This window comes from Chryseobacterium hagamense (assembly GCF_007991455.1).
Classification (GTDB): Bacteria; Bacteroidota; Bacteroidia; order Flavobacteriales; family Weeksellaceae; genus Chryseobacterium; species Chryseobacterium hagamense.
Genome location: NZ_BJYJ01000003.1, coordinates 106,251 through 132,437 on the forward strand (window position 1 = coordinate 106,251; position 26,187 = coordinate 132,437).

Consider the following 26,187-nt stretch of genomic DNA (forward strand, 5'->3'; position numbering starts at 1 on the left):
CGGTTGCTTTTTACCGTACTTTTGCACATTGCAATTCATTCCTTGATGACTTTTTAAAATTAAATCAGTTTCCGTCCGGTTTTAAAGATTCCATATAAATGCTTTCCGGCCAGTAAAAATCCTGTACTGCATCAGGTCTTTTGGGATCAAAACCTTGATACTGGTCTGAGATGTATTTCTTCAATGGTAAATTTTGGTCAATAATTGCTTTTACCACACATTTTGCGAGTTCATAAGCGCCGTAGGCGTTGAAATGCGTATCATCCGCCAGGGCTGCCGGCTGATCCGGATAGGAATTTGCAGGATAATAGACGAATGCTTTCTTTGAAGCTTCCGGACCCAATGCTTCGAACAGGGTTTTGCTTAATGCATTCAGATCGATCAGATCCGCTTTTTCTTCGCGGGCAATTTCTCTAACGGCATCCGGGAAATCATCCAGCGTATTGACAATTTTATTGTTTCCGTCAAAAACCCTGCGGTTCATTGAAGTAACCAGAACAGGAATTGCCCCAAGTTGTTTTGCTTTCTCAACCCATTCTTTCAGGCGTTTTCTGTAGCCCGATTTTTCGCTGTTTCCATACTTCTGGTCGTTATGGCCAAACTGGATGAACAGGTAATCTCCCGGTTTTATCATAGTCCGGACCTTATCAATCCGGTGGCGGTCTTCAAAGGCTTTCAGGGTTTCGCCGCTTTCGGCATAATTGGCAATCGCTACTTCATAAGGGACAAAAAAGTACGGCAACATCTGTCCCCACGAAGCCCACGGTTCATACTGCGCATCCACAACCGTTGAATCTCCCGTTAAATAGACCGTTTTTGCTATTTTATCCGCTTGAATGATGACTGAACAGACCTTCGGTGCCTTACCATTGAATTCTATGGTCAGCAAATTGTCCCAGTGCAGGTATTTTCTTTCCCTCGCTTTCAGTTTCACGGTTCCGATCCGGGTTCCGTCCTGCTTCCGGATGATGCTGTCTTTTACGTGAACCGTGATTGCTCTTTCAACGGTTTTGCCCTTTGGGGTCCTCACCTCATTCAGCATCAGGCGGCGGTTTTCCACCCGGACTGTCGTTTCCGAAACGCCTTCGGTATCGCCCAGATTCAGTTTAACAGTATAATTTCCTTCAGGAAGCACCACCGAAAAATAGAATGGCTTATTCCCCGTAATAAAATCTCCCGTCAAAGCATTTCCGCCGTTGTCAACCGATTGTAAACCCGAAATATCCATAAATCCGTAACCGACTTTCTTATCGAATTTTGAAGTTGAAGTTACAGGAATATATCCTTTTTCAAATCTGTTTCCGCCAAAATCGAACTTAAAGCCGGTTTGCTGTCCAAAATAAAATGAACAGATAAATACTATTAAAAATGACAATCCTTTTCTCATTACTAATCCGTTAAAATATTTTCTTTCGGCATGATAAACTGCTTATTTCCGTCGCCCCGATCCGGCAGACCGAAATAGAAATATAAAGTTCTTCTGAATGTTCCTTCCAGATGATTCGGTTCGCTCTCCGGCCCTAAGGATTCTGTCTTATCATTAATGTTAAACGCCAGCACTGTTCCCAGCGGTGGAATGGCATCCAAAAATGAAATATTTCCGCCCGGTAATTTTGGATAGCCTTCAGCCCCGTAAATTCCATAAAAGTCAAAAAGCCGCACAAACATTCTTTCCTGCTTGGTTCCTACCGTAATCTTTCCTTCTGCCGTATCCAGTTGCATCCAGGAAACATCGTCAAAGTATCCTTTGAACTCCGGATAGATCCATGGCGACTGACCTGTTCTTGTTGAATTTTTTAAATTCTGCCACACGTTATAAGCCTGCCCCTGGGTTCTATTTTTCCAGACGTGATACGGGCCCTTTCCCATCCATCTGGCACTGATCACATAATTTTCAGGCTCATCGAAACTTACGCCTGCCAACTGATAATCCCCCGATAAGGAATATTCATAACTCAATTCCAGTATTCCGTCCGGATTGAGTTTCCAAAGGACCGTATTTCCATTTCTGTATTTTGCTTCGATACATTGGCGTTTCCCTTCTGCAAAAGACCTGATGCCGGACAATTCTGTCGTCCCGGTCACGAAAACCGGTCCGTTCCTGAAACTCATTTTCTTGCCTTTTTTATCGACGATGACGGATTTTAGCAAGCCGTCTTTCTTTCCGATGGCAAATTCTTTTTCGTCTGATTTTAAAATAAACAGCGAATCATTTTCAACGGCAGAAACCGGAAATTCTTTAATCAGAGATTTTGAAAACTGTTCCGAAACCTTATCATTCGACTTCAGTTTCCAGGTCCAGGTGTACAGTTCTTTTCCGAAAGCATCGGTTGCGGTTAAAAGCAAACCATCCTGTCCTCTGAAGTCTGCGGGAAGATTCAGCCTGATATATCCTTTTTCTGCCGGTCGGATATCCGGTGATTCCGCTTTTCCTTTTTGAATGACATCAAATCCGGATTCAGAAGAAAATGGTGTTTTGAACTTAACCAATTTCCATTCAAACCGACAATCATTGATGTTCGTCAAATGATAGCGGTTTTCCACAGGAATTAAGCCGTTAAAATCAGCAGGCAAGGTTTTTAAATCAATTTTTACCGGACTGTAAATTTCACGAATGGCGTAAAAGCTTCCTTCTTTTTCACGATGCGGACCTAAAACGCCGTCGGGTGCATTAATTGCATTCACATCGATCTGATTATTAAAATCCGTCCGTACCAGACCTTCATCTGCGAATGCCCACAGAAAGCCGCCAGCACCTTTCCCGGAATTCCAGTGCAGCTCCCAGTAATCGGCTAAAGAAGTCCCGCCGCCGCCATCATCCTGGGCATGGAGAAACTCAGTGGGCATATAAATATTTTCCCCTTCCAGGATTTTCCGGGTGCTGTTATAATCTTCATAATGATTGCAGTCGATTCCGTTGAAAGCATTCCCAGGTTTATGATGGGCATGAATAACAGGACGGCCCGACAAGTCATATTTGGCAAATTCCGTATCGAGATCAAAATTGTGGCCACCTTCATTGCCGTTGCTCCAGAAAATAATGGACGGATGATTCGCATCCCTGATCACCATTTCCTTCACGAGTTTTTTGCCAGCTTCCGTGCTGTATTTTTTCTGCCAGCCAGCCAGTTCATCCAGCACATACAGACCCAGCGAATCACAAATTCTCAAAAACGACTTATCAGGTGGATAATGGGAACAGCGAACGGCATTCATATTCATTTCCTTGATGAGCTTAACGTCCATCAGATCGATGTTTTCCGTAATTGCCCTGCCCGTTTCAGGCCACCAGACGTGACGGTTGATCCCTTTCATTTTGACTTTGGTGCCGTTGATGAAAATTCCGTCACCCTTTCGGATTTCAATAGTCCGGAAACCGAATTTTTCTTCGGTTTGGAAGATTTTTTTTCCGTTTTTATCTAAATTGAATCTGGCTTTGTACAAATCAGGTGTTTCAGCCGTCCAGAGTTTTGGATTTTTAACGGAAAACCGAATCTGTTTTAAAGTATCCCCTTTCTGAACCTGAACCTGAGATTCCCCAACCAAAGTATTCTGAGCATCAAACAATTCAACTTTTATATTGCCTGCATGATTGATTCCTTTCAGATGGATATCCGCATGGAAACTTCCGTCGGCTCTGGCATCAATGGCTGTCCGCGAAATATGTTGTTTGGAGGTGGCTTCCAGATAAACCGGACGGAAAATTCCGCCTAAAATCCAGTAATCGGCGAGACGTTCCGCATTGTTGACGGATTTATCAGCCGACATTTTGGAAACTCTGACTTCAATAACATTTTCTTTCCCAAACCGGATTTTATCTGAAATATTATACTTAAACTCATAAAAGGCACCCTGATGAACGGTTCCGGCAGATTTCCCATTAATTTTCACTTCCGTATCCGTCATTGAACCTTCGAAAACGATGCTTATGGTTTTGTTTTTCCAGGAATTGGGTACAGTGAATTTTCGTTTGTACAAACCTGTTTCATCGTGAAACTGAAAGTTTTTACCATACGTTACATAATCCCGGCCGTAATTGTAAGCTCCGAAACCCTGTTGCTCCCAATGGGAAGGCACCTGAATTTCACTCCATTTCCCAGATTTTCTTCCGGAATTAATCCAAAAATCCCAGGATTCTGTGTGCTCAGCATCTTTTCCGCTCAGGAACCGGATTTCCTTCGACTGAGAAAACAAAAGCTGTGAGCAGACACATAAAAAAGCAAATATTTTAAGGGAAAAATTCATTATCTGGCAACAGTATCGGAGTCTTCTTTTTTGTCGTTAGCTTGTGAAGAAGAAACAATGCGGATTATATTGACCTTCTTTTGCTTTAAGTTTCTGATGTTGCCTAAATTCTGCTCTTCAGGCCTTAACGCTTTGATTTTTAAATCATCAAAAGTAAAATCTTTCATTTCGTACAAATCTGATTTTTCAACAGAGAAAGCGGTTTCGCAGGTAATGTCGATATTTTTCAGGGTAATGTTGTTGGCCATTCCGGTTCGTGGCCTTTCTTCGCCCTTCAGATCAAAAAACTGGTTCCAGCCCTTAACATACAGGAATGTTTTTACGTTTCCTCTGATATTTTCCACCGTTACATATTCATAATGCTGCGGCGTATCGGGACGCATTTTCAGGTGTAATAATCTTGACGGGCCTTCTACTACGGCGTTTCGCAGAAGTATGTTGTAATTGTGGATCGACTCGCTGCCGCAGGTCAGCACCGAATGGCAGAACCCGAAGGTATTGTCCTCAATCAGGATATTCCTGTTTTCTCCGTTGTTCGCATCTGAATCGGCTTTCGGACCTTTGCCGCCCTTCAGAGCGATGGCATCGTCATTTACGGACATGTAGCAGTTTTTAATCAGGAAATTGGTGCAGGCATCGATATCAACGGCATCGGTACTCGGTGCCTTTACAGGAGCTTTGGGAGCAAGAATCGTCAGGTTTAGTAATTTCACAAAATGGGATTTATAATAATGCGTGCTCCAGAACGGCGAATTCTTTACGGTAATTCCTTCAATCTGAATATTTTTTGAGTTGGAAACGTAAATGATACGCGGCCGCATTTCATCCATGTTGGTGCATTTGGGATTCCATTCGCGTCTTTTCCAGAAGGATTTCCAGAATCTCAGTCCGTTTCCGTCAAGCGTTCCTTTTCCTGAAATCGTAAAACCGTCCAGTCCGTCCGCATTAATCAGAGCCGGAAAATATTTTACCGTCTGGCCTTCCATTCTGGTGGTGACCACCGGAAAATCATTGATATCATCGCTTCCTTTAAGCTTTGCGCCGTTTTCCAGATACAGATGTGTTCCCTGCTTGAAGAACACCGAGCTGATCAGGAAAGTCCCTTTTGGTATGATAACAACTCCACCACCGTTTTTTGCTGCCAGGTCAATAATTTCCTGTAGTTTTCTGGTCTGCAGGACCGTACTGTCGTTCCTCATTCCGTTCTCGGTAACGATGTATTTTTTGCCTAATGTGTTGATGTCTGTAGGTTTGTTCTCTTTGAACCATTTTGGAATGGCGGTCCCGTCGGGAAATTTATCCTGGCTTCTTACTGCCGGTGAAAACAGCAATGTTATCAGAACGGGAAATAAAAGGCGGGAGATCTTTTGAAACTTCATAATTCTACTTTTAGATAGGGCTGGCTTTCCGGACAGCCCTTCAGCCTATCCACTTCCAAAAGGGTAAAATAAAGAAATATCATCCTGAAACCCTAATATCTCATTCCTTTTTTTACGGAAAACCGGCAGAATATTTCGTACATCGGTAAAAAATATTCCTGTCCTTCGTTTTTCATAAAAGTAGATATTTTAAGAAGTTGCGGCATCCTGCTCTTTCATGGAATTGAATCTGTACGGATCCGGAAGGATGGATCAGCATTCTTACCGTTATTTATTACGTTCCTAAACGGTAAAATACGAGAAAAGCAGCCCTTTTAAGGACTGCCTCTTTTAAAGATATGAATGAATATGACGTTAATACCAACTATTTAGTCTTCAAGCATGTAACAGTCAGACAGATAAACCCTGACAGATTTGAGTCCTGATGTAAAATTCACTTACTCTTAGTCGGGCAACGAATGATCCGATCATAAACACCAGTGCCCTTGTAATGAAATGGAAACGTTCCTCTTCTCACCTAGCTGTTTGGTTTGTATTTTATATCATTTACCTATTTCAACCACCACCCTGAAATTGCTGTTCAGCTTTTCTCCTGAAACATTAAGGATGTAGCTGCCAGATACGTTGGCGGCATTTACCGGAAGAATAAAAGTACCGCCTATGTCGCGTTTCAGTTTTTCCCGGAGTATGGCTTTCCCGGTCATATCAAACAGCACAGCGTCCAGATCCTGCAGTAGGTACCCGGGAAGATTGATAAATAATCTGTCCTTCACAGGATTAGGATATACCGTACCGGCATTCCTGCTGATGCTGAATTCTTCATTGGCCAGCACTGCCTGGTTGTACAGGGCAGTTATTTCCGGCTGGGATAGGGCGTAATTGTACATTTTCAGTTCATCCAACGCCCCCCGGTAAGGAGCCGGTGCATTGGCCGCAGCCTGGAATTCCAGTTCACCGATATTGCCGAGGATCAGGCTGCTGGCTTCACCAATGCCGGTGACTGCCGTTTCATCGCCTTCTGCAGTTAATACGCCATTGGTATAGATCCTCATCTTGTGGGCGGTAATATCCCTCATGATCGCAACATGCACCCAGCTGCCGGTAAAATAATTGGTAACCGGAGAAGTGATTTCTTTTTTCGTTACATTGTCATCAATGGCATACCGGAACTGGCCGCCTTTAATTTCGATATTGAAACGTCTGCCAGTGGCTCCGGTGGCCGTATTGGCTGTAATGGAACCTTTACAGAGCAGGTATTGGCTTACCGACGAAGAAGACGGCAGCAGAGCGGGTGGCGCTTTCATCCAGAAAGAAACTGTAAATGACTGGTTGCTGAAAAGGATATGATCCTGATGCGGAATGCTGGCGATATATGGCGTATCGGGTGAAGTTCCCAGGTCCAGGGCATAGTTTTCTTTTCCGGGAACCCTTACACTGGAATTGTCATATGCGGGATTCAGGATACCGTGGTTGGCGTAAACCGTGGCATCGGCGATCTGCGGACCGGAGGAAGGCGTTTCCGAAAACGGCCAGTGGCCCACCATTCCCGGCGTGGGAGCGCGGAAATCCCAGACGTCTCCGGTTACCGTTCCCAGTGCATTGGAAGCATCCACCCGCCAGAAATAATCGGTTGCGGTACTGAGATTGGTCAGCTGGTATGAAGGTGCCGCAGCATAAGGAACAGTCGCAATATTACTTAAATTCTGGGGATTTGTCCCGAAATAGACCGAATAGGTGGCGGTATTGGCACTGCCGGTCCATTTCAAAAGCAAATTTCCATTGCTCAGACCAACGGTATTGTTACCGTTGGCAGGCATTGGATTGGATGCTTTTACAGGAGCAGACGGAACCGGCGGTACCATAACGGATGCGTTGGCGGTATAGACGGACGATTCGGAACCTTTTACCGCTTTTACCCGGTAATAATACTGGGCATCGGGTGTCAGGCCGGTGTCATTGTAGCTGATGGTGTTGGCCGGTAAGGTAGCGATTACGGTGAAAGCGGTACCGTCTGATGAACGTTCCAGTACATACCCTGTTTCATCAGCGGCATTATCGTTCCAGTTGACGGTCAGCGATCCGGACGGCGGGTTGCCTGCCGTAAGGGCATTGGTAAAGTTTATACCGGATGGCGGAATGACGAAGCCGGGAGCTGCCGTATTGGGAAGACTGTTGATGTAGACTTCAATATTCAGGTACGGAGCATGGCTGCTGCTGACGGCCAGGGCATCAAAAACATTGGGATCGAGACCATTGGCGGTCTCCCAAGCATCGGGCATACCGTCATTATCGGTATCCTGAGGGGCCGGTGCCCCATAGACGTGCCCGGCTCCTCCGTTCGTGAATCCGAACTGGGTGGCCAGATCATTCTGTAGGTAGACATATGTGGCGGTTGTCCCTTTCGACATCAAATCCGAGATCATCAGCTGGTCTACCTGGTCCCGTCTCGGATAGGATGCTCCGGCACTTTCCACTATTTTATTATATGCTGCCTGGGCCGTCAGCGACGGATTTTTCAGAGGATAGTCATAAGGAGTTGCCATGATGGCTGCAGGATCCCCTACCGGATAGCCCGTAAGATCCTGCGGTACCGGTGCGCCATCCAGCAGTCCGTTTTTATTGTTATCAAAATAATTGCCGGCACCGTACAGGCTGAAGTTCGAATTTCCCACACTGAACGGTGTTGTCACCGAACCATTGGTATTGGGCCCGCCGATGAAATAATTGTTGATGATGTTCGCAAAAGAGCTTCCCGCTGAATCTCCGCCCATGATATAGGCTTCCCCCGACTGGGTATGGCCGTAGGTATTGCCATAGTTTCCCCAGTTGTAGACCACATTATTTACAAACTCATTGATCCCCTTGATTTTATTGTTCCGGGTTTTATTGCAGATGTACAGGTTTCCGGTCAGACTCACCTTGCCGCCAGGAGGAGGCTGGATCAGCCCGCCTGCGGAATGGTTGTGGCGGTGCATGCCCTGCCCGATGATGGAATTCTGGACGGTAATATTATCGGGACTGGTCCCGTTGCCATCCCAGTTGATGGAGAACACCTCATCGGTTCCCCAGGTAAAGGTCATATGGTCAAAGATCATATTGGCTCCGTTGGCGATGCCTGAGGCATCCTGGTTCTGGGAAGTTCCGCCGTACCGGATCCGGAGGTAGCGGGCAATCGTATTGTTTGAACCTGTGAAAGACACCCTCGGTCCCAGGAATACGATGCCTTCTCCCGGCGCCGTCTGCCCGGCAATGGTAGTATTGGCGGCTACTGCTACCACCGACTGTAAATTGACGATCCCGCCGACTCTGAAAATAACAAACCGCCCGGGCTGGCTTACGGCATCCCGAAATGAGCCCGGCCCGCTGTCATTCAGGTTGGTCACCAGATAAATCTGCGGATTTGCTGCGCCCCGTGCCCCTGCCGTATACCTTCCGAATCCGGAAGCTTCCGGAAAGGCCAGCGTCTGGGCGCTGACACCGGCAGAAGATAGCAGAAGCCCGCAAAACAGTGCTGCTGCCTGCTTAGAACATAAAGATTTTTTTACCATAAAATTAATTTTTGTGAAGAACTAAATCTAATCACAAACCCAGACAGCCGCATCCTGCCCCGTCCTGTTTACCTTTTATGAATCAGCCATTTATGGAATAAAAAAAAATTAAATAACCGGAAGGGTCTGAAAATGGAAGACCCATACTGTACCGAAATCCATCCGTTCTATCCGAGTTTTACCGTTAGGGGCTGTAAAATGTTTTTAAGCCATAAAGTGTCGGTATTAACATAACGTGAACTTGAAGAAAAACCGGATCAACAGGTCCGAAGCCGGAAGCCGGATGCGGGAAGTTTCTCTTGTAAAAAATACGATCAGAGGCCTTGATGATCAGACGAAACCTTTTATCATTTTATTCAACGTAAGCCCGATGCAGAAATGTGATCGCAAGGCTGGAAGAGGGAGACAGGATGCGGGAAGTTTCTCTCGTCAAAAATATGATCCGAGGTCCTAATGATCAAACTGAATCTTTTGTCATAGACCTGGTTTTATTTTTTTCAACTCAATAAACGATTCAATTCAAATTGAATAGAGCAAAATTTACTCTGCTTTAAAGTTCTGAAGGAACGGCTTACTCTTAACTTATTTTGGATTTATAAATAATCCTCAACCGATTACTGCCGATCTGAAAGATGAGATACAATTAAATCTTATCTTTACCAGGGTCAGCTGGACTCAATCAATTTGCAGATTCAATCATAAGAGAATATTCTTTGAATCAAATATTTCTTAGATTTAAAAGCCGGCTGACTACGGAATACCAATGGCTCAACCATTTCAATTGATTGATCCTCAGAATTCTACAGTATCAGTAAAAACTTTTAAAAGATAAATGAGTGACATGAAGAATTTTTTTCTCTTTCTAAAAGGTGATCCGCAAATCACCAGGTCAGCGGGAATAAGACCCAAGTTAAAGCTCACCGCTCTGATGCTCCCTGCCATGTTTTTTGTAATCGTCATCTCCTCGCTGGTGCAGATTTTATTGGTAAAATGGGGAATTATCGGCCAGGTAAAATCACATGGGATGATCCCCGATTATATGAAACCGATGTCGCGATTACAAATCGTCCTTGAGATTGCACTTCTCGCTCCTTTGCTGGAGGAAACAGCTTTCCGCGGATTTTTACAGAATAACTCTGCCTGGTTTAAAACAGCTGTATTTTCTTTAAGCTATCTCATGATCTGCCGTATTGGCGGTCTTAATTTCTATGAATTGAATCCATTAACCGGCTGTATCCTTTTTGTCTCTGCTTCTTCCTATTTGATTTCAGAACGAATAATCATCAAAATGATGTACTGTCTTAATCAGCCCTATTGCCGAGGTATTCTCATCTGGTGCAGCGCATTTGCTTTTGGCCTGTGGCATTTTTATAACTTCGATTTCAGCGGGGCAGATTTGTTGACCGTGATGATAAGCCTCCTTCCGTTCATTATAAATGGATTGATTCTTTCCTATGTTACGGTAAAAAACGGGCTTTTGTGGAGTATTTTCCTGCATGCCTCCAATAATATTTGGCCGTTGATCCTGTGGTTATAGCGTTAATTACAATTGCAGATGTGACTTTCAACAGGCGTCCTGCATTCCATACCCTGAAGTTATCATCTATTTCAGGATTCAGGAGTACACTATCGGTCAGTTAACGATATTCCTACAGCCCGATCATCTCATTATGTAATAGTTTTCACTGATCCTAAAATTTCCCGGATTCGCTTTATCTGCTCCGGAGACAGTTCTTTTTTAGGAATCAGTATTGCAGATCAATTGTTTTGATAGATCAGAAACCACTGTTTCTTTTCAACTATTTTATAAATTTTCGGCCATAGAATTTCCATGTAGAACGATTCGCCCCCTGCCCTGATCCTGATCTCGTCTTCAGCCAGATCCATATCCAGGGTTTCTCTCAGATGATTACTTGAGTAGTAATTTCTTATAATGGTAATAAATATCACCATAGGCTGAATGACGGCAATTAAAAGCAGGGTGATATACTGATAAATTACAGGTTCCGGAAGATTTAAAATCTCTAAATGGTAAAGCGCGATCCAGAGCACCAGTAAAGACGCAAAAGAGACAAGCAATATCATCAGCGGCTTTGTATAGGCCAGGCTAAATAATATGCTCAGATATTGCCGGATGGTTACCTTAACTTTTAATTTCATTCGATCCTTTTTGAAATTATTTTTTGCGATGACATTCTTCCGCTTGCAGAAGTGACGGGTTCAGAAATTCTAAGATTCCTGTTTATCTCCTGTGAAAAACCAAAACTGATTTTTAATTTAAATCCTGAATCCGCCATTTTTGCCGGCTGCTTTCAGCAGAAATTTTTCTATTTGTTTAATTTTTCCAGTTCGGGCAATTCACTTTTATACTTTTCAACGTCCCAGGTCAGATTCCAGTTTTTAACATAGCCGGAAATTGGGGCCAGGCCGACTTCAGCTCTTCTCTTGTCTACATTGTCGGGATCGGCTAAAGGTAAAACATAGAACGCTTTATTATTTGGATTGGTTCCTATCTGACTTCCATAGATTTGCTTTCTACCTTCCCGGATTTCTATTCTGTCAATTAACAAAGCAAGAGAACCCGGACTTGCATTCCCTCTTGTTACAGCTTCTTTCATCATCGGCAAATATTTTTTCTGCGTTTCCAGATCTGCATGTTGAATGACCAGGAATAAAGTACTGTTGGCTTGTGCACCTACTTTTTCTTTACCCACCCAGCCATTTTCATCTAATATTTTTTTTACTTTCAACAGGTTGACTGAATCCGTCTGATTTGTGATTTTCCATAGATCCTGCATTTCCTTAGATTCCGGACCGAATTTTTTTTGAATTTCATTCATTTGGATTCTGTATTTCTGATCTTCTTCAAAAATCGCCAATAGTTCGGTCTGCAAGGGTTTGTTATAGTTTGCTTCCATTAGCTTCAACTTTTTTTCTAACTTTGCAGTGGTTTTCTCCCATTCTTTTTTTGAATGTAAATTTTCTAAATCGGTATCAGAACTTAAGTGCTTCAGATTTGTCCAGCCGTTATCGATCGCTAAGTTCAGCCATTTAAATGCTTTTTCGGTATTTCCTGCTAAAGATGATGCGCACGCCCCGTTGTATAAGTGATTGGGATTTTTACTTTCCATTTTAAAAGCTTTGCTGTATAAATCAGCAGACATTTTATAATCTTTTGATTCATATAACTTATCGGCTTCGTTTATTAATTTCGAATATTCCTGAGCATTAATGCCTGTGAATAAAAATAATAATACCAAAGTATAAATACTGTTTCTCATTTTTCCCGGATTTAATATTTTTTTTAAAAATTTAGTTAATCAGTAAATTCGTGTTTATTTTAAATTTTCCTTTACCCTACAGTCTGCATTCAGCCGGAATGCAAAATGACAATCCTCCTGCAGCGGTTGAACAGCCATTTACACTAAAAAGATATTTCTTGCTATTATTAAGATTTTTAAGCTGATGGAAAAAAGACAGGGATTTGCCGAATAGATTCAATTCAATAATTATTAATTCAGACTGCTGTTTTAACTCTGGAATTAATTTTTCCAACGTGCTGATAATTTCCAGGCAGCAGCTGAAATTAAAACTGAAGTTAATCCTCTTTCAGATATTGAATTTAAGACAAATTTAATTAAATATAAATTTTATTCGCCATTAAAAGCTAAAATAAGAAATATTTTCTTTAAAAAACAGATGTGGAACAGTGGATGTTATCATTTCATCCAATAAGGCAAAATCGGTGTCCGGGAAAAAATGAGGACCGGGCTTCTGAAATCCGGGAGGCTTCAGATGCATTTGTCCCATGTTCATTTTGATGGCAAATGAGCATTCAAGGCGGAGAAAAGCAAGCTACCACAACAGGAAAAAAAAGAGAAGCAACCGGTTCTTTATATCTTACCGACAGAACACAGCATTCTCCTCCTGTAAGCGAGCCTGAAAGGTTGATCTCTGCTTCCATCCGTAACTTTACAGTGAAAGAACCGACGCTCGGCAGAATGGCTTCAGATGTAAAGCTTAATTATCTTTTTAATCCTACACACCGATATATTTTTTAAGTACTTCAGAAAGGTCTGCCTGACGTATCGGTTTGGGAAGGAAATCATTCATTCCGGATTCGAGACATTTTTCTTTTTCACCCAGCACATTTCCGGCGGTAACGCCAATAATCGGTACCTGGCCGTACCCCGGCAGCATTCTGATATTTTGAGTTGCTTCAATACCGCTCATCACAGGCATCTGTACATCCATAATAATAATGGAAAATGCTTTTTTCCGGCATTCCTCCAGAGCCTGCATCCCATTGACTGCTTCCGTCAGACGTATATCCGGAGCGAGAGCCTTCATTATCCTGTTGTTCAGGAGCATATTCACCGGGTTATCATCAACCAGAAGCACTTCCAGTTCTGAAGCAAATGTATGCGGCCCTTTTCCGGGCTGATCCTGAATAATTTCAACGTTACCGTTTTCGTCTGCCATCCTGAGGATTTTGAACAGGTCATGTGATTTGATGGGTTTCAGCAGTAAATGAGCATTTTCTGTCTTCCGAAGCGAATTAATGACATCCAGTTCTTCGGAAGAAGAAGAGAGTATGATCATCGGAGCAGGCTCTTTTCGCTGGCTGAGTAGCGCTTTTATCCTATCTATTGTTTCCAGTCCTGACATGACCGGCATATGGTAATCCATCAGGATCACATCAAAACGTTCGCCTTTCAGCAGGATTTCCAGGGCTTCCAAACCGTTGGAAGCCAGGGTAGACGTGATGTTTTTGTAGGTAAGCATGTGTTCCAGAATGATCCTGTTGGTTTCGTTATCATCTACCACCAGGGCTGTCTTAACAATCATCTCTTCCTCTTCAATCAATTCGGAGATTTCGTAAGGAACCTCAATATCGAAGAAAAATAAGGAGCCCCTTTCCTTCTCGCTGGTCAGCGACAGACGGCTTCCCATATATTCGAGAATATTGTTCGAGATCGTCAGTCCGAGTCCAGTGCCGCCATACCGTTTGCTGATGGAACTGTTTTCCTGGGTAAAGGCATCAAAAATATATTTCTGCTTCTCAGCAGGAATGCCGATCCCCGTATCCCGTACCGAAAAGCGCAAAGCAATGGTATGGTCATCCATGCCCAATTTCTCTACTTTCAGCTCGATTTCCCCTTTTTCCGTAAATTTCACAGCATTTCCCAGAAGATTGATCAGAATCTGTTTCAGCCGGGCTTCATCAATGAAAAGGGTTGCCGGAAGCCCCGGCTCAATATTGAGAAGAAGTTCGATATTTTTTTTCCGGGATTGGTAAAGAATGACATTGATGACCTGGCTCAACATACCATAGACATCGCATTTATCAATCAGAAGTTCCATTTTCCCGGATTCTATTTTAGAAAAATCCAGGATGTCATTGATGATGCTGAGCAGGTTTTCCCCTGATTCATTGATATAATTCAGATACTGGATCTGTGTTTCATTCAGCGGTGTTCTGAGGAGCAGGTCTGAAAAACCGATCACTCCGTTCAGAGGCGTACGGATCTCATGGCTCATATTGGCCAGGAATTCGGATTTTGCCCTGTTGGCGATATCTGCCGTCTCCTTTGCATTTTTCAGTTCTTCATTGATTTTTACGGCATTGGTAATGTTCTGTACGGAAATGATTACCCCTCCGACTTCATCTTTTGTAAGGTACCAGGGTCCGACTTTAAGGTCGTAATGCTGAATTTCCTCTCTTCCTTCCACCATCAACGTAAAATCCGCATTGGTATACAATTTTCCCAACAGTGCATTCCTGTAAATCTCTTTTCTTTCTTCGGGTACATTCGGAGATATGGTAAATAGATTATGACCGATTAGATCGACGTCTTTCATATTGAATTCTTCCCTCCACCGGCTGCTTACCGCAACATAGTTAAGGTCTTTGTCGAACATTGCCAAAGGAATGGGAACATCAGTGGCAAAGGACTGCATCATTGCCTCCTTCCGGGTAACTTCCAGAAACATTTTCTTTAACGCATCAATGTCCTGAATGATTCCGAAAACCCTGTTGCAGAGGTCATCTTCAAATTCGGGAACCCCTTTTATCCTTACCCAGATCGTAACACCGTCATTACGCACAAGCTGAAGTTCCTCATCAAAAGAAATCCCTTGTCTTATGGCCCTGTTAAAGAGATATTTTATTCTTTCTCCGCTCTTTCCTTTGTAAAATTCCAAGGCATTTTCAAAAGTGGGCTGAAAATTATTTTGGGTTTTGTGAATTTCTCTTGTACATTGGGACCAGGACAGCTTCCGGGTCTTCAAATTGGCTTCCCAGCCTCCAACCTGGGCAACCGCACTGGTTTCCTCAAGCATTTCCTTGGTGTGAAACAGATCTTTTTCCAGCTTATCCCGGCGGATGAGGTCGGACTTCAGCTGTATATACACGAAAATAATGACCCCAACAGTGGCCACCGCTGAAAAGATGATAAATAAAACGGTCCAGTTGGAAGACTTATTCAGATTTTCATTTTTTACAGCAAGCTGGACTTCCTCGTATTTTACAAATTTCTGAACGAGCGTACGGCACTTATCCATGGCCCTCTTATTCTGCACCAGCTCCTCCGTGGTCATTAATATTCCTTTTTTACGGTTATCAATATAAGAGGCATATCCTTTCATCATCATTTCTGAAGTACGCAGCAGTTCAGCCAGGATATCAGTCTGGTGTTTATCCTTAAGATTAAGCCTGTCTTTTCCGGAAACAAGCAGCGGATATTCATTCCCGCTTTCCGTGAAAGGTTCAAGAAAATTTTTCCGGCCGGTAAGCTGATATCCCCGATTGCCCGTTTCAGCATCCAACAGCGTATTCAGGATATCTTTTACCAGACTTATCGATTCCTTACCTTTTAAGAAACTTTCCCGGTTCTCCATCTGGTTATGGATGCTGACATAAGATGCTATAGAACTCGCAATAAGTAGGATCAAAGAAAGTACTACTCCTATCTGGAAATTCCTTATCGTGTTTTTAGGCATTAAATAATAGTTTGGCGGGAAGATACTAAAACCAGATCAAAAAAAGAAAAACAGCTTACAGGAAAATCAAAATAAAAATCAACTTTTCATCATCAATAAAGCAGAAATCCAATACTGCCTGTACGATCAGTACAGAAGCAGAAAACAGATATAAACATGGCTGTCAACTATATACCTATCAGCTCATTGAGAGCAGGTCTGCACATTGAAAATATTATTTCTTAATTCATGTGATGTTTAACTAATAAAGTAAACTTTTGCCGGCAAAAAAGAAGATCCGAAAATACAAATAAGTCAGATACCGGTTGTCTAATACGTAAGGCTGGGCTTTTCTTCCGGTACCGGCATTTATGAAGAATATCAGATCAGTACTTTTGAATTTGCCCGGGAGTTTGCCGATGCGCTTCAGGAATACAAAAGCCTGTGCAGGGAATTCGCTTAGAATAAGTTCCATAAATATAATGAGATACATCCTGAGACTGCATTATCGCATCATGAAAGACAAGCTAGAAAAGTTCTTTCCTTCAAAGCCTGCCTGCTTTTATTACTTTCAATTCCGTTTTTCAGAAGGGTACGGAATATAACGGGATACATCACAATCATCAGGCATCATCCCTGATACGGTTCATAATAAGCAATGGAAACCTGCGGATGAAAAGCAAACATGAACGTTTCAAACCCTTTGTTTCCGTTAATGTCTTTGCTGAGCAGATATCTGTTGTCTATTATATCAATCAGCAGCAGGTCGGGCGTATGGAAAGTAAGCCCGATCTTATGCTTTAAGGGATCTTCCACGTTGGAGCTGATGAGATCCAGAGTAAAGTTTTCAACAGGAAAAAAAGTATTTCCGAGGACATCGGGGAGACTCCGGATTTCGCCTTTTAATTGCGAAACATAATTGGCGGCTGCCGAACTCAGTAAAAAGGGAATTTTCCCCGCGTGCGGGTTTTTAGACAGCAGTTCCCAATAATTCTTCACCGGATTTTCAGGATCATCAAATACCTGGTGCTGAATTTTATATTCAAAGTAGGTATCCTCAAAGACATAACGGTCCCAGACCATTTCGGAAGTCCGGTCGATCACGATCCGGAATGCAAGCTTTATTTTTGCCTTCATCTTTTCAGGTTTAATAAATAAAAAACAGGGCAGCATGATGATCCTGCCCTGATTCAAAAACAAATTAATATAAACTTCTAACAAAAAAAATATCCGGTAGGTACTCTTCGCTTTAAGAATTCCGTTCAATCCATCCTGAGAATATCGCTCCGGTTACGGTGATGATGAATATGTAAACCGGCTGTAAAGTTTAAAATTCCATTTTTTTCCGGGCTGTCTTATATCTCAAAAAAAAACACAAGTGCATTTTCACTTAAAGCTTCAAATTCCAGAGTTTCAATACCGTGCAGCACTATGGCATCCCGGGTTTCAAGCAGGCGGTTCTGAAATTCAAAAGCACCGTTGATCACCATTCCGAAAATTGAGGTATCAGGATGATGAAGAGCATAGACCTGTTCCTTCCGGCCTTCATAAAGCCCGATGAAATTCGGAAATTCCAGTTTTTCCGAAACCGGAAACAGGATATTCCGCTTTCCGATACGGAGCTCTTCCGTAAAAAATGCGTTTTCCGGCCTCAGCGATTGCAGCTCGATCATCAGGAAATCACTTTTTTCGGCACTCAGATAATTCTTGATGCTCACTTTTGATTTTTTTGTTGATTTTAAAGTAAAAACATTTTCCGGACTAATAATTTTCCGGAAACCGTTGATCCGGATCTTTCCGTAAAGCGTAAGAATGATCAGTGTTGAATTTTCCGGTATTTCCCATTCTAAACCGCCATTTTCATCCAGTATGACCTCGGTAACCTTTTTCAAATGGCCGGCATGACCTTCATCACCGATGATCCGACTGACAACGGATTGATTTTCTTTTGTCCATGATCCAAAATCAGCTTTACGGATCCGGGAAGGCGTCTGAACCAACATAATTTTAAGCATTAAAAAATTAAAAAAGCGGCATCTGACACCCTCTCCATCATCCGTTGCATGGTCATCTACCGCTTCGTAAAAACTAATAACGATCTTCTAAACCGATACTTTTATGGTATGAGACAACGCAAAACCTCCGCTTACGCTTCCCGAAATGCTGGACATTTCATTGGAAGTCCCGTCGCTGAAAACATTATCATTTGAATTATAGGTATAACCGCTCATGCCTTTATACCCCGTACTTGCCGCCACCTGCACCACTGCACTGTCGTTTCCTTCAGGAAATGCGATCTGGGTGACCAGCAGAGACTGGCCGGCCGTATTGTAAATATGAACGTGAATATGGGTAGCCCTGCCGCTGTACCAGCCCGGGAAAATAGAAGTGAATTTCACTTTTCCCTCCGCGTCCGTGGTCTGTCTCCCCCTTAAAAAATGGACGGATGTATAATTTGCCGACTGCATACCCGTTCCTCCGTATTCCGAGTAATTCCCGTCTTTATCGCAATGCCAGATATCGACGATCGCTCCCTGTAAAGCGGCACAGCCTGCTTTTACATTCTGGACGGTAATGGCAATGGTAAAGGGAACCCCGGTCCTGTCGCTCACGATATTGGATTGAACCAGACCGGAGGGTGACTTGGTGGGAAAAGGACCTTCGGTTTCCGAATTGGTGACGGAACAGGCCGTTGAGATGGTGTTGTCAATAGTCCCTGTAACAGAATCTGTGTCATCATCATTTCTGCAATGAATAAATATCGGGGCGGCCAAAGCCGTTACGCCGGCCAAGCCTAAGCTTTTTAAAAAGCTTTTTCTGTCAATGGTTTTCATACTTTCTCATTTTTTCTTGGATCAAAAGTATCTTTAAAATAACCGCTTGTGAAATTTATGAGGTAAACGGAAAAAATGTGTCGGTGAAATGTTTTTTAATCTCCGGATTGTTCAGAACTTAAAAATTTCCCTGAACTTATTGAATGTGAATCCGACCGTATTCAATTTATCTTTAAACGGTTACTTAATTAAGAAATAAAGTCAGGATTACTTCAGTCAGAACTTTAATTGGAATTCCTTCTGGTAAAACGAATAATCGGTTTACGCTTCTGGCCGGATTTATCCTATCCTGTAAAAGCCGTTCTTCAGGACTTTAAGACCATGTTGATTCAGCCGTATTCAACTTGAATTCACTCTTTTATAGAATTAAAAAAAGTTGAAGCCATTGACGCAGGATTCTGCATAAGAATTTTCATTAACAGAATTATTAAAGATTTAATTTGATGGTCAAGACCTTTGATCCTATTTTGACAGGATAAACTTCCTGCATCGGCAACCTCTTCCAGCCATTTAGTACTGATTTTACCCGGCTTTAGATTATTTATTTAAAATTCTAATCACCTCCTCTTTGTACGTATCTCCAATGGGAACAATAAACCCTCCGATATGAATATTTTTATTCACTACGGTTCTGATGTTTTCTAAAGGAATAATAAACGACCGGTGCACCCGGATAAAATCTTTCTCCGGAAGTTTTTCCAGGATACTTTTCATTGAAGAACGGGCGGTGATCGTTGCAGCATCTTTAAGATGGATCCGGATATAATCGTCAAGGCCTTCGATAAGCTGAATGGTGTCGAAATTGATTTTGTGAAGCTTGTAATCGGCACGGATCAGGAGATGCCTGGCCTCATTCGGCTCCTCAATATTTTTCACCTTTTCCACCGCCGTTCTGAACCGTTCAAAAGAAAAAGGTTTCAGAAGGTAATCCACGGCATTTACGCTGAATGCATCCACGGCATACTCCGAATAGGCGGTCGTGAAAATAACTTTGGTGTTTTGTGAGATGCTTTTATAAAAATCCAGCCCGTTTTTTACAGGCATCTCAATATCCAGGAAGATCAGGTCTACCGGAAATTTGTTAAGATGCTTCCGGGCATCGCTCTGCCTGTTGAACACCTTCTCCAGGGTTAAATTTTCAATTTTCCCGGCATAATTTTCTATAATCCTGAGGGCGAGAATCTCATCGTCCAAAGCAATGGCTCTGATCATATTTTACCTGTTTTTAGATTAAACTGACGGTTAAATCAACTTCGTAAATTTCTCCATTTTCACTGATCTTTACCGAATGTTTTCCGGGATAAGCCTGCCTGAGGTGTTCAAAAGTATTTTTCAGGCCGATTTTAAAACTGTTCTGACCATGAACGGAAGCATTGACAATTTTATTGTAAACCACAAAATTCAGAACACCTTCCACAACAGCGATTCTTACGGAGATCTTTGATTTTTCCTCCGCATTGAACCCGTACTTGAAAGCATTCTCAATAAAATTGATCAGCAGGAAAGGGACGATTTTCAGATTGTTGAAATCTCCGGCTTCGGTATAGGTAAAGTCCAGGCTGCTGTCCGTACGGATCAGCTGAAGGGCAATATAATCTTTGAGGTATTCGATTTCTCTGGTTAGATCGACAAGGTCCTTACTGCTTTCCTGTACAACATACCGCATCACATTGGAGAGCTTCAGGATTCCGTTCGGGGCATCGTCCGATTTCAGTAATGCCAGAGAATAGATTGAGTTGAGGGTATTGAAAAGGAAATGCGGCTGCAGCTGGTATTTTAAATTTAATAATTCAGCTTTCGCTTTCGACCTTTCAAGTTCTTTCTTCTCTATATTTCGGAAAATGAAAACCGAAGAGAGCAGTGAGAACAAAAACGGCAGCAGTGAGGAAAAAATCATCTGATAATAGGAAGTTTCATGCTGCGGGCCAAATCCGGGAAAAGGATGCCCACCGTCCATTGGCGGCGGTCTGTTGCCCACAGGCACCCGGTTTCCCATCTCCACCGGCGGTAGGTTTTGCCCGAAACTATTTCCCGACGTCAGCAGGTCGGGAACCATCACCATCAGGCCGAAACAGATCAGAATGCAGGCGGCATACACGGAAAATCTGTTTTTGCTGTACAATTTCGGGAGAAAGAGATTGAGGTTCAGGTAAAAGAATAAAATAACCAGTACGAACCGTATAAATTCCCTTTGAAACGGCGAAACCCTGAAGACGGATAATGTTCCGTCAAAATCCGGCGAAGAGACAATAGGAATCGACATCAGCAAAGGGATCAGGATAATATGCGGAAGAATTTTTTTCATTGAAAACTAATAAACATAAGACTTTGCACCCGGAGATTTTAAGTTTTTGTAATATAGGATTTTATCCGTCGATCTGCAAACTATTTTCAATCCGGGGGGAACATGAACAAACCGGGAATCTTCTGAATGCGATGCTAAGAAGTTAAGACTAAGTACAGCAACTCGGAAAAGTTTTTAGTGAAGGCAACTCATCGATGTATGGTCCGTTCAATCTGATTATTCGGAAATTGGAAACAGTCGTAACAGATTCATTGGGAAATACCGGCTGGCCTACGATGGAAAATCAATCTTTCATTTTAATTAAAAATCCGGCCGGCTGGCATTATCTGTTCAGTTGGGACAGCCTTTGGGGGCAGAACTGAGCAAGTCGGGCACTGAGACGATTTCGATATCCGTGAATGTTCTTAAATAGGCTTCAATAAACGGTTTATGAGCTGCACCGACAACCAGCAGGGCCCGGCCTCCCGCAATGGGGGCCGTCGCTTCCCGGATGGCCACGGCCATCCTTAAATTCTGAGCTTCCCATGCCGCAACACGTTGACGGCCGGCCTTTCCCATTTTTACGCTCCGAAGCATGGAAAACCACTGCGCATCGGCATCAAGCTCCCCGAAACGGGCCGAGTTCTTCCATTTCAATACCGGCATGACCTGAGCAGCAGAGCTCAGCTTCATGGTGTCTTCAGGAATAGCGCGGAAAGCTGCCGTATGGTGGTTGAATAAATCTTTTAATCCCGGTTCTGCGTTTACCGCATCCTGCATCTCTTTATTATCAGGAAGCAAAACATCACTGGCATGGTCGCCCGCTCCGTATACGCGCTCCAGGCCAACATCGGCAGCCAGACGGGCCGCTATGGATGACAGCTCGCTGCGAAGCTCAGCAAACCGGGTCAGGCGCTTTGCCAGTGAGACGGAAATTCCGTCCTGGGCGATCCGGTCGGCGGGAGCGAGGCGCATCCACTGTACCGTTGCGGAAAACGGCTCGGCAGCCGCTACAAACAAGGCAGCGAGGGATCGCCGCTGAGACGGGTTAAGCTCTTTTTTCTGAACCAGACTGTCTGCCTTTACCAATGCCCGGGCCGCGCTCAGATGCAGTTCGGCCTGGGCTGTTTTTGCCATTTCCAGCGTAGGCCCTGCATATTTGCCGGCATCCCCATGATAAGCCGCATAAGCGTCAAGACCCATGACCTGTTCGCCGGATAATGCTTCGGTAAGGATAACCTGCGGATCATAAGTCCGGAGCCGGCATAGAAGAGGTTCCAGCCAAGCTACCTGAAACCTGGCGGAGGCGGCATCGAGATGAGAGATTCCCAACACCATGACTTTGGTCTGAGGCAAGCCCAACTGTTTTTTGGCAGCTGCAGGATCAAAGGCCGTATTTTTTTGGGCATCTATAAATTCTGAAGAGATAAACATCAGAAAAGCAAACAGAAATAACCTGAAAATTAATTTCATAGAAAGTTTTTAATAACGGCCCGGGCGCCTTGTGTTTTATTAAACCCGGAAATGTAAATATAGGATAATTCGGGACTCGTTTCCGCTTTTACAAAAATACTGATCCTCCCATTTTCAGGTAGATCAAAAATTTTTAATGTCCAAGTAATAATTATTTTCAGAATTGCAGTTATTCTCAGCAACAACCGGCGGATGGCATATCGTTTGAGAATATCAGATATCAATAAATATGTATTCCCAAAGCCCATAGGCTATAATTTTGAACCCCTTTTATAAATATGAATAAACCAGAAGCCACCGGCGCTGAAGACAGTGATTTCAATATAAAGAACTTTTTTGCTTCTCCGGTTCGGGACGACAGCAATGACAGGTTTGCCCTCCTCATGACCGAGGCCATTAAGGGCATCAATTCCCTGAAGCCCATATCCGGGAACAGCAGTGCATTTCTTGGTGAAAACCCGGAACTTACCGTCACCCGGGATAAGGCCCAAAAAGCGGTACTGAAACCGGAAGGTGAATCTTTTACCGACGTTTTAAACCATATCATTTCCACATTCGAAGGTTTGCCGAATTGGGGCCACCCGTTGAATATGAGCAACATCTGTCCGCAGGAAAATTACGGAGCGCTCGCGGCATCGATGCTTACGCAGCTATTTTCGCCCAACATCCTGGAAGCGGAGTATGCCTGGAACACCTCCATTGCCGAACTGGAATCTTCTGCGATGTTGGCTGATCTGGCAGGCTGGGACGCCGGGAAGGCAGGGGGTATATTTACCTACGGGGGTTCAGGCTGCTGGATGTACCAGTTGAAATATGCCCTGAGCCGGGTTCTGCCAGGTTCAAGGGAGCGGGGCATCAGGACGGATGCAAAGGTATTGTGCTCGGAACAGGCCCATTACGCCATGCTGAACAGCACCGACTGGACAGGCCTGGGAATAGATAATCTTATTAAGATAAAGACCCTTCCTGATACCAACACCATGGATATTGCCCATCTGGAACAGGTACTCAAAGATTGTTTTGACCGTAAAATCCCTGTCGCTTCGGTTGTCTGTACGATGGCCAGCACGGATGCCTGTGCTTTCGATCCTGTGCAAGCTGTGAGGAAACTCCTAGACCGCTATCCGAATGATGATCAATACGGAAAAACCTTGCTGTATTGTGATGCTGTAATCGGATGGTCCTGGCTGGCTTTTAAAGACTACGACTTTGCCGCTAATCCTCAAAACTTTCCGGAATCCGTTTTGGAACCGGCTCAAAAGAATTGCCGTGCCATTCAGGAAATCCAATATGCCGATGCCTTTGGGGTGGATTTCCATAAAAATTTCTCTCCATTGGTAAGCAGCGTTTTTATGTATAGAGACCGGTCTGAATTTGAAATCCTGCTGAAGCGGGAAAGTTCGGCCTATCTGCAGGAACGCGGCGATTACAATCCTCATCATTACACCCTGGAAGTATCACGTTCCGCCGGCGGTTCAATGGCAGCCTGGGCCACCTTAAAATTTTTAGGTGCCCGGGGTATCCGGAGTGTTCTGGCTCACGGACTCCGAAATAAACATTATATGCTCCAGCAGCTGGAACCTTACCCTGATATGACCTGCGTAAACAGGGCTGATCACGGTGCCGTCCTGCTTTTGAGAATTTATCCCGAAGATACCGATGCCGCCCTGCAGTACACACAGGAGCTGCATGACGAAGCTTTCCGGAACCGGTTAATTGAACATAACACCTTTATTGAGAAAATATCTGACCGGTTATGGAAATGGTTCAGGGAGAAAAGGCAGATCGACGGAAAGTTTACGCCCTATCTCAGCATTACCAAAGGATTCAGGCCTGCAATGTATAATTTAAATGCTTCCGATCCTGAAGCCGTCATATATGCCCTGAAAGTTTATCCCGTAAGCACCTATATCACCAGGGCCGATATGCGGCATGCCATCCGCTGCATCAGGCTGGCCCGGAACGAAGTGGTTGAAGACCTTGCCATTCAAGTGTAAATATTTACAGGAATATCTAAATTAACGTGAACTCGAAGAAGGATCTGGATTAACAGGCCGGAAGCCGGAAGTTGATCCTGTCAGGATATGATCAAAAACCCTGATCCTGAACCCAAATATTTTTTTCATTCCGCCAAAAAGCGTTCTTATTTAAACCTCAATGCCTGATTTATATTGTTTTAAAGTTACGAAGGGATGGCTTACTACAGGATAGGATGAAGTCCTGTCAGGTGTAAGTGTTTATTTGTTCTGCCAGGAGGAATTCCATTTAAAATCCTGACTGAATCAGTTTAAATTTTGTTTTTGAATCAAGTAAATAGCTCAATATAATTTCAATACGGCCAAATTCACGTTAAATTACAGGAAGAGGAAGCTTCAAAAAGCTTTCTCTTATTTTTTAATTTATTGGTAAACTGAAATCCGTATCCGGAAATCCGCAGAAATAATCTTCAGTAGCGTTTTATTGCCGGTCCGCCGAATTTATTACGGCATGATCCAGCCCCATCATTCAGTATTCATAAAATCTTCTAACTGAATAATTTCCTGAACTCCAGCGGTGAAACATTGGTTTTGGTCTTAAAGAGCTTGCTGAAAGACTGTGAATGCTCAAAACCCAGCTCATAGGCAATCTCCGAAACGGAAAGTTTTGTGGAGGACAGTTTTTCCTTCGCTTTTTCGATCACGGTATTCTGAATGTACTGCTGGGTATTCATCCCGGTAAGCGAACTCAGCATGTCACTCAGGTAACGTTGTGAAAGTTTCAGTTCCGCACTGATGTATTTTACGGAAGGCAATCCGTTTTTCAGGCTGTTTTCTTCTTCAAAATAGCGGCTTAATAACCGATCCATTGCTGTAATGATATCATGGTTTACAGCTTTCCGCGTGATAAACTGCCGGTTGTAAAAGCGGTTGCTGTAGTTCAGTAACAATTCAATCTGGGATACCAGGACGTCCTGGCTGAAGGCATCGATATTCGTATCCAGCTCCCCGGCGATTACATCAAATAAACCGGCGATAATTTCTTTCTCCTTTGCTGAAAGAAACAGGGCTTCCGAAACATCGTAAGAGAAAAAGCCATAAGCATTCATCCGGCTTCCGAGCGGATAATTCCGGATAAAATCCGGATGGAAATACAGGGCCACCCCCTCATAGCTCTGCACATCCTCCGGCGGAAGAACGATCTGCTTAGGCTTCAGAAAGGCCAGTCCGCCTTCTTCAAAATCGTAATAATCCTGGCCGTATTTTATCTGTCCCCTGAAAGAAGGCTTAAAGGAAATTTTGTAAAAGTCCAGGCTTATTCTCTGTCTTTTGGGAAAGATTTCAACCGGAACCTTTTGATAATCAACCAATGCAATCAGAGGATGCAGGGGGGCAGGAAGTTCCAGAATACGCATCAGCCCGGATATGGTATTGATTTGTCGGATGTCTGTATGATGTTGCATTTCG

18 protein-coding genes are annotated in these 26,187 nt (G+C 43.4%); 4 read left to right on the top strand and 14 right to left on the bottom strand.

Translation table 11 applies throughout. The annotated features are described in order from the left end of the window. Positions 1 to 64 precede the first annotated feature (64 nt). The 4 genes from CHA01nite_RS05215 to CHA01nite_RS05230 all read right to left on the bottom strand — a co-directional run bounded on the left by CHA01nite_RS05215 (position 65) and on the right by CHA01nite_RS05230 (position 9,172). Entirely contained in the window at positions 65 to 1,387 is a 1,323-nt protein-coding gene (locus CHA01nite_RS05215; protein ID WP_146940210.1) for a rhamnogalacturonan acetylesterase, read from the bottom strand. A gap of 2 nt (positions 1,388 to 1,389) precedes the next feature. Beyond that, a complete protein-coding gene (locus CHA01nite_RS05220) occupies positions 1,390 to 4,245 on the bottom strand; it encodes a glycoside hydrolase family 2 protein (RefSeq protein WP_146940211.1) in 2,856 nt (951 codons plus the stop codon). Beyond that, positions 4,245 to 5,624 (bottom strand): rhamnogalacturonidase, encoded by a 1,380-nt coding sequence (locus CHA01nite_RS05225; protein WP_146940213.1) that lies wholly within the window; start codon positions 5,622 to 5,624, stop codon positions 4,245 to 4,247. The genes CHA01nite_RS05220 and CHA01nite_RS05225 overlap by 1 nt, the downstream gene beginning before the upstream one ends. A 542-nt stretch (positions 5,625 to 6,166) precedes the next feature. Further along, positions 6,167 to 9,172 (bottom strand): LamG-like jellyroll fold domain-containing protein, encoded by a 3,006-nt coding sequence (locus CHA01nite_RS05230; RefSeq protein ID WP_146940215.1) that lies wholly within the window; start codon positions 9,170 to 9,172, stop codon positions 6,167 to 6,169. Positions 9,173 to 9,407: 235 nt separating this feature from the next. Here CHA01nite_RS05230 and CHA01nite_RS05235 point away from each other — a divergent pair, with 235 nt between their 5' ends. Further along, positions 9,408 to 9,626, top strand: coding sequence for a hypothetical protein (locus CHA01nite_RS05235; protein ID WP_146940217.1), 219 nt, complete (start codon positions 9,408 to 9,410; stop codon positions 9,624 to 9,626). 387 nt (positions 9,627 to 10,013) lie between these two features. After that, positions 10,014 to 10,709, top strand: coding sequence for a CPBP family glutamic-type intramembrane protease (locus tag CHA01nite_RS05240; RefSeq protein WP_170234687.1), 696 nt, complete (start codon positions 10,014 to 10,016; stop codon positions 10,707 to 10,709). A 221-nt stretch (positions 10,710 to 10,930) separates the two neighbouring features. Here the strand turns inward: CHA01nite_RS05240 and CHA01nite_RS05245 are convergent, their stop codons facing one another. Both CHA01nite_RS05245 and CHA01nite_RS05250 read right to left on the bottom strand, forming a co-directional pair. Further along, on the bottom strand, positions 10,931 to 11,332 hold the full coding sequence (locus tag CHA01nite_RS05245) for a hypothetical protein (RefSeq protein WP_146940221.1): 402 nt from the start codon (positions 11,330 to 11,332) through the stop codon (positions 10,931 to 10,933). Positions 11,333 to 11,499: 167 nt separating this feature from the next. After that, positions 11,500 to 12,453: a DUF6624 domain-containing protein gene (locus tag CHA01nite_RS05250; RefSeq protein WP_146940223.1), complete on the bottom strand. Its 954-nt coding sequence runs from the start codon at positions 12,451 to 12,453 to the stop codon at positions 11,500 to 11,502. Positions 12,454 to 12,999: 546 nt separating this feature from the next. Between CHA01nite_RS05250 and CHA01nite_RS05255 the strand changes: the two genes are divergently transcribed. Next, entirely contained in the window at positions 13,000 to 13,233 is a 234-nt protein-coding gene (locus CHA01nite_RS05255) for a hypothetical protein (protein WP_146940224.1), read from the top strand. On the opposite strand, the gene CHA01nite_RS05260 is transcribed toward CHA01nite_RS05255, so the two are convergent. The 7 genes from CHA01nite_RS05260 to CHA01nite_RS05290 all read right to left on the bottom strand — a co-directional run bounded on the left by CHA01nite_RS05260 (position 13,211) and on the right by CHA01nite_RS05290 (position 22,744). Beyond that, the gene (locus CHA01nite_RS05260) at positions 13,211 to 16,174 is read right to left on the bottom strand and encodes a response regulator (RefSeq protein ID WP_228458344.1); all 2,964 of its coding nucleotides are present in this window, start codon (positions 16,172 to 16,174) and stop codon (positions 13,211 to 13,213) included. The two genes, CHA01nite_RS05255 and CHA01nite_RS05260, sit on opposite strands and share 23 nt — an antisense overlap. 609 nt (positions 16,175 to 16,783) lie before the next feature. Next, positions 16,784 to 17,290, bottom strand: coding sequence for a hypothetical protein (locus CHA01nite_RS05265; RefSeq protein WP_146940226.1), 507 nt, complete (start codon positions 17,288 to 17,290; stop codon positions 16,784 to 16,786). A gap of 218 nt (positions 17,291 to 17,508) precedes the next feature. Next, positions 17,509 to 18,156: a pirin family protein gene (locus CHA01nite_RS05270; protein WP_170234688.1), complete on the bottom strand. Its 648-nt coding sequence runs from the start codon at positions 18,154 to 18,156 to the stop codon at positions 17,509 to 17,511. Between the two features lie 99 nt (positions 18,157 to 18,255). Further along, positions 18,256 to 18,987 (bottom strand): dioxygenase family protein, encoded by a 732-nt coding sequence (locus CHA01nite_RS05275; protein ID WP_228458345.1) that lies wholly within the window; start codon positions 18,985 to 18,987, stop codon positions 18,256 to 18,258. Positions 18,988 to 19,524: 537 nt separating this feature from the next. After that, positions 19,525 to 20,199, bottom strand: a complete 675-nt coding sequence (locus CHA01nite_RS05280) for a LytR/AlgR family response regulator transcription factor (protein WP_146940228.1) — start codon at positions 20,197 to 20,199, stop codon at positions 19,525 to 19,527. Between the two features lie 13 nt (positions 20,200 to 20,212). Further along, positions 20,213 to 21,292 (bottom strand): sensor histidine kinase, encoded by a 1,080-nt coding sequence (locus CHA01nite_RS05285; RefSeq protein WP_146940229.1) that lies wholly within the window; start codon positions 21,290 to 21,292, stop codon positions 20,213 to 20,215. A gap of 330 nt (positions 21,293 to 21,622) precedes the next feature. After that, on the bottom strand, positions 21,623 to 22,744 hold the full coding sequence (locus CHA01nite_RS05290; protein WP_146940230.1) for a DUF5694 domain-containing protein: 1,122 nt from the start codon (positions 22,742 to 22,744) through the stop codon (positions 21,623 to 21,625). Between the two features lie 278 nt (positions 22,745 to 23,022). Here CHA01nite_RS05290 and CHA01nite_RS05295 point away from each other — a divergent pair, with 278 nt between their 5' ends. Then, a complete protein-coding gene (locus CHA01nite_RS05295; protein ID WP_146940232.1) occupies positions 23,023 to 24,741 on the top strand; it encodes a pyridoxal phosphate-dependent decarboxylase family protein in 1,719 nt (572 codons plus the stop codon). Positions 24,742 to 25,268: 527 nt separating this feature from the next. On the opposite strand, the gene CHA01nite_RS05300 is transcribed toward CHA01nite_RS05295, so the two are convergent. Next, on the bottom strand, positions 25,269 to 26,183 hold the full coding sequence (locus tag CHA01nite_RS05300) for a helix-turn-helix domain-containing protein (RefSeq protein ID WP_146940234.1): 915 nt from the start codon (positions 26,181 to 26,183) through the stop codon (positions 25,269 to 25,271). Positions 26,184 to 26,187 lie beyond the last annotated feature (4 nt).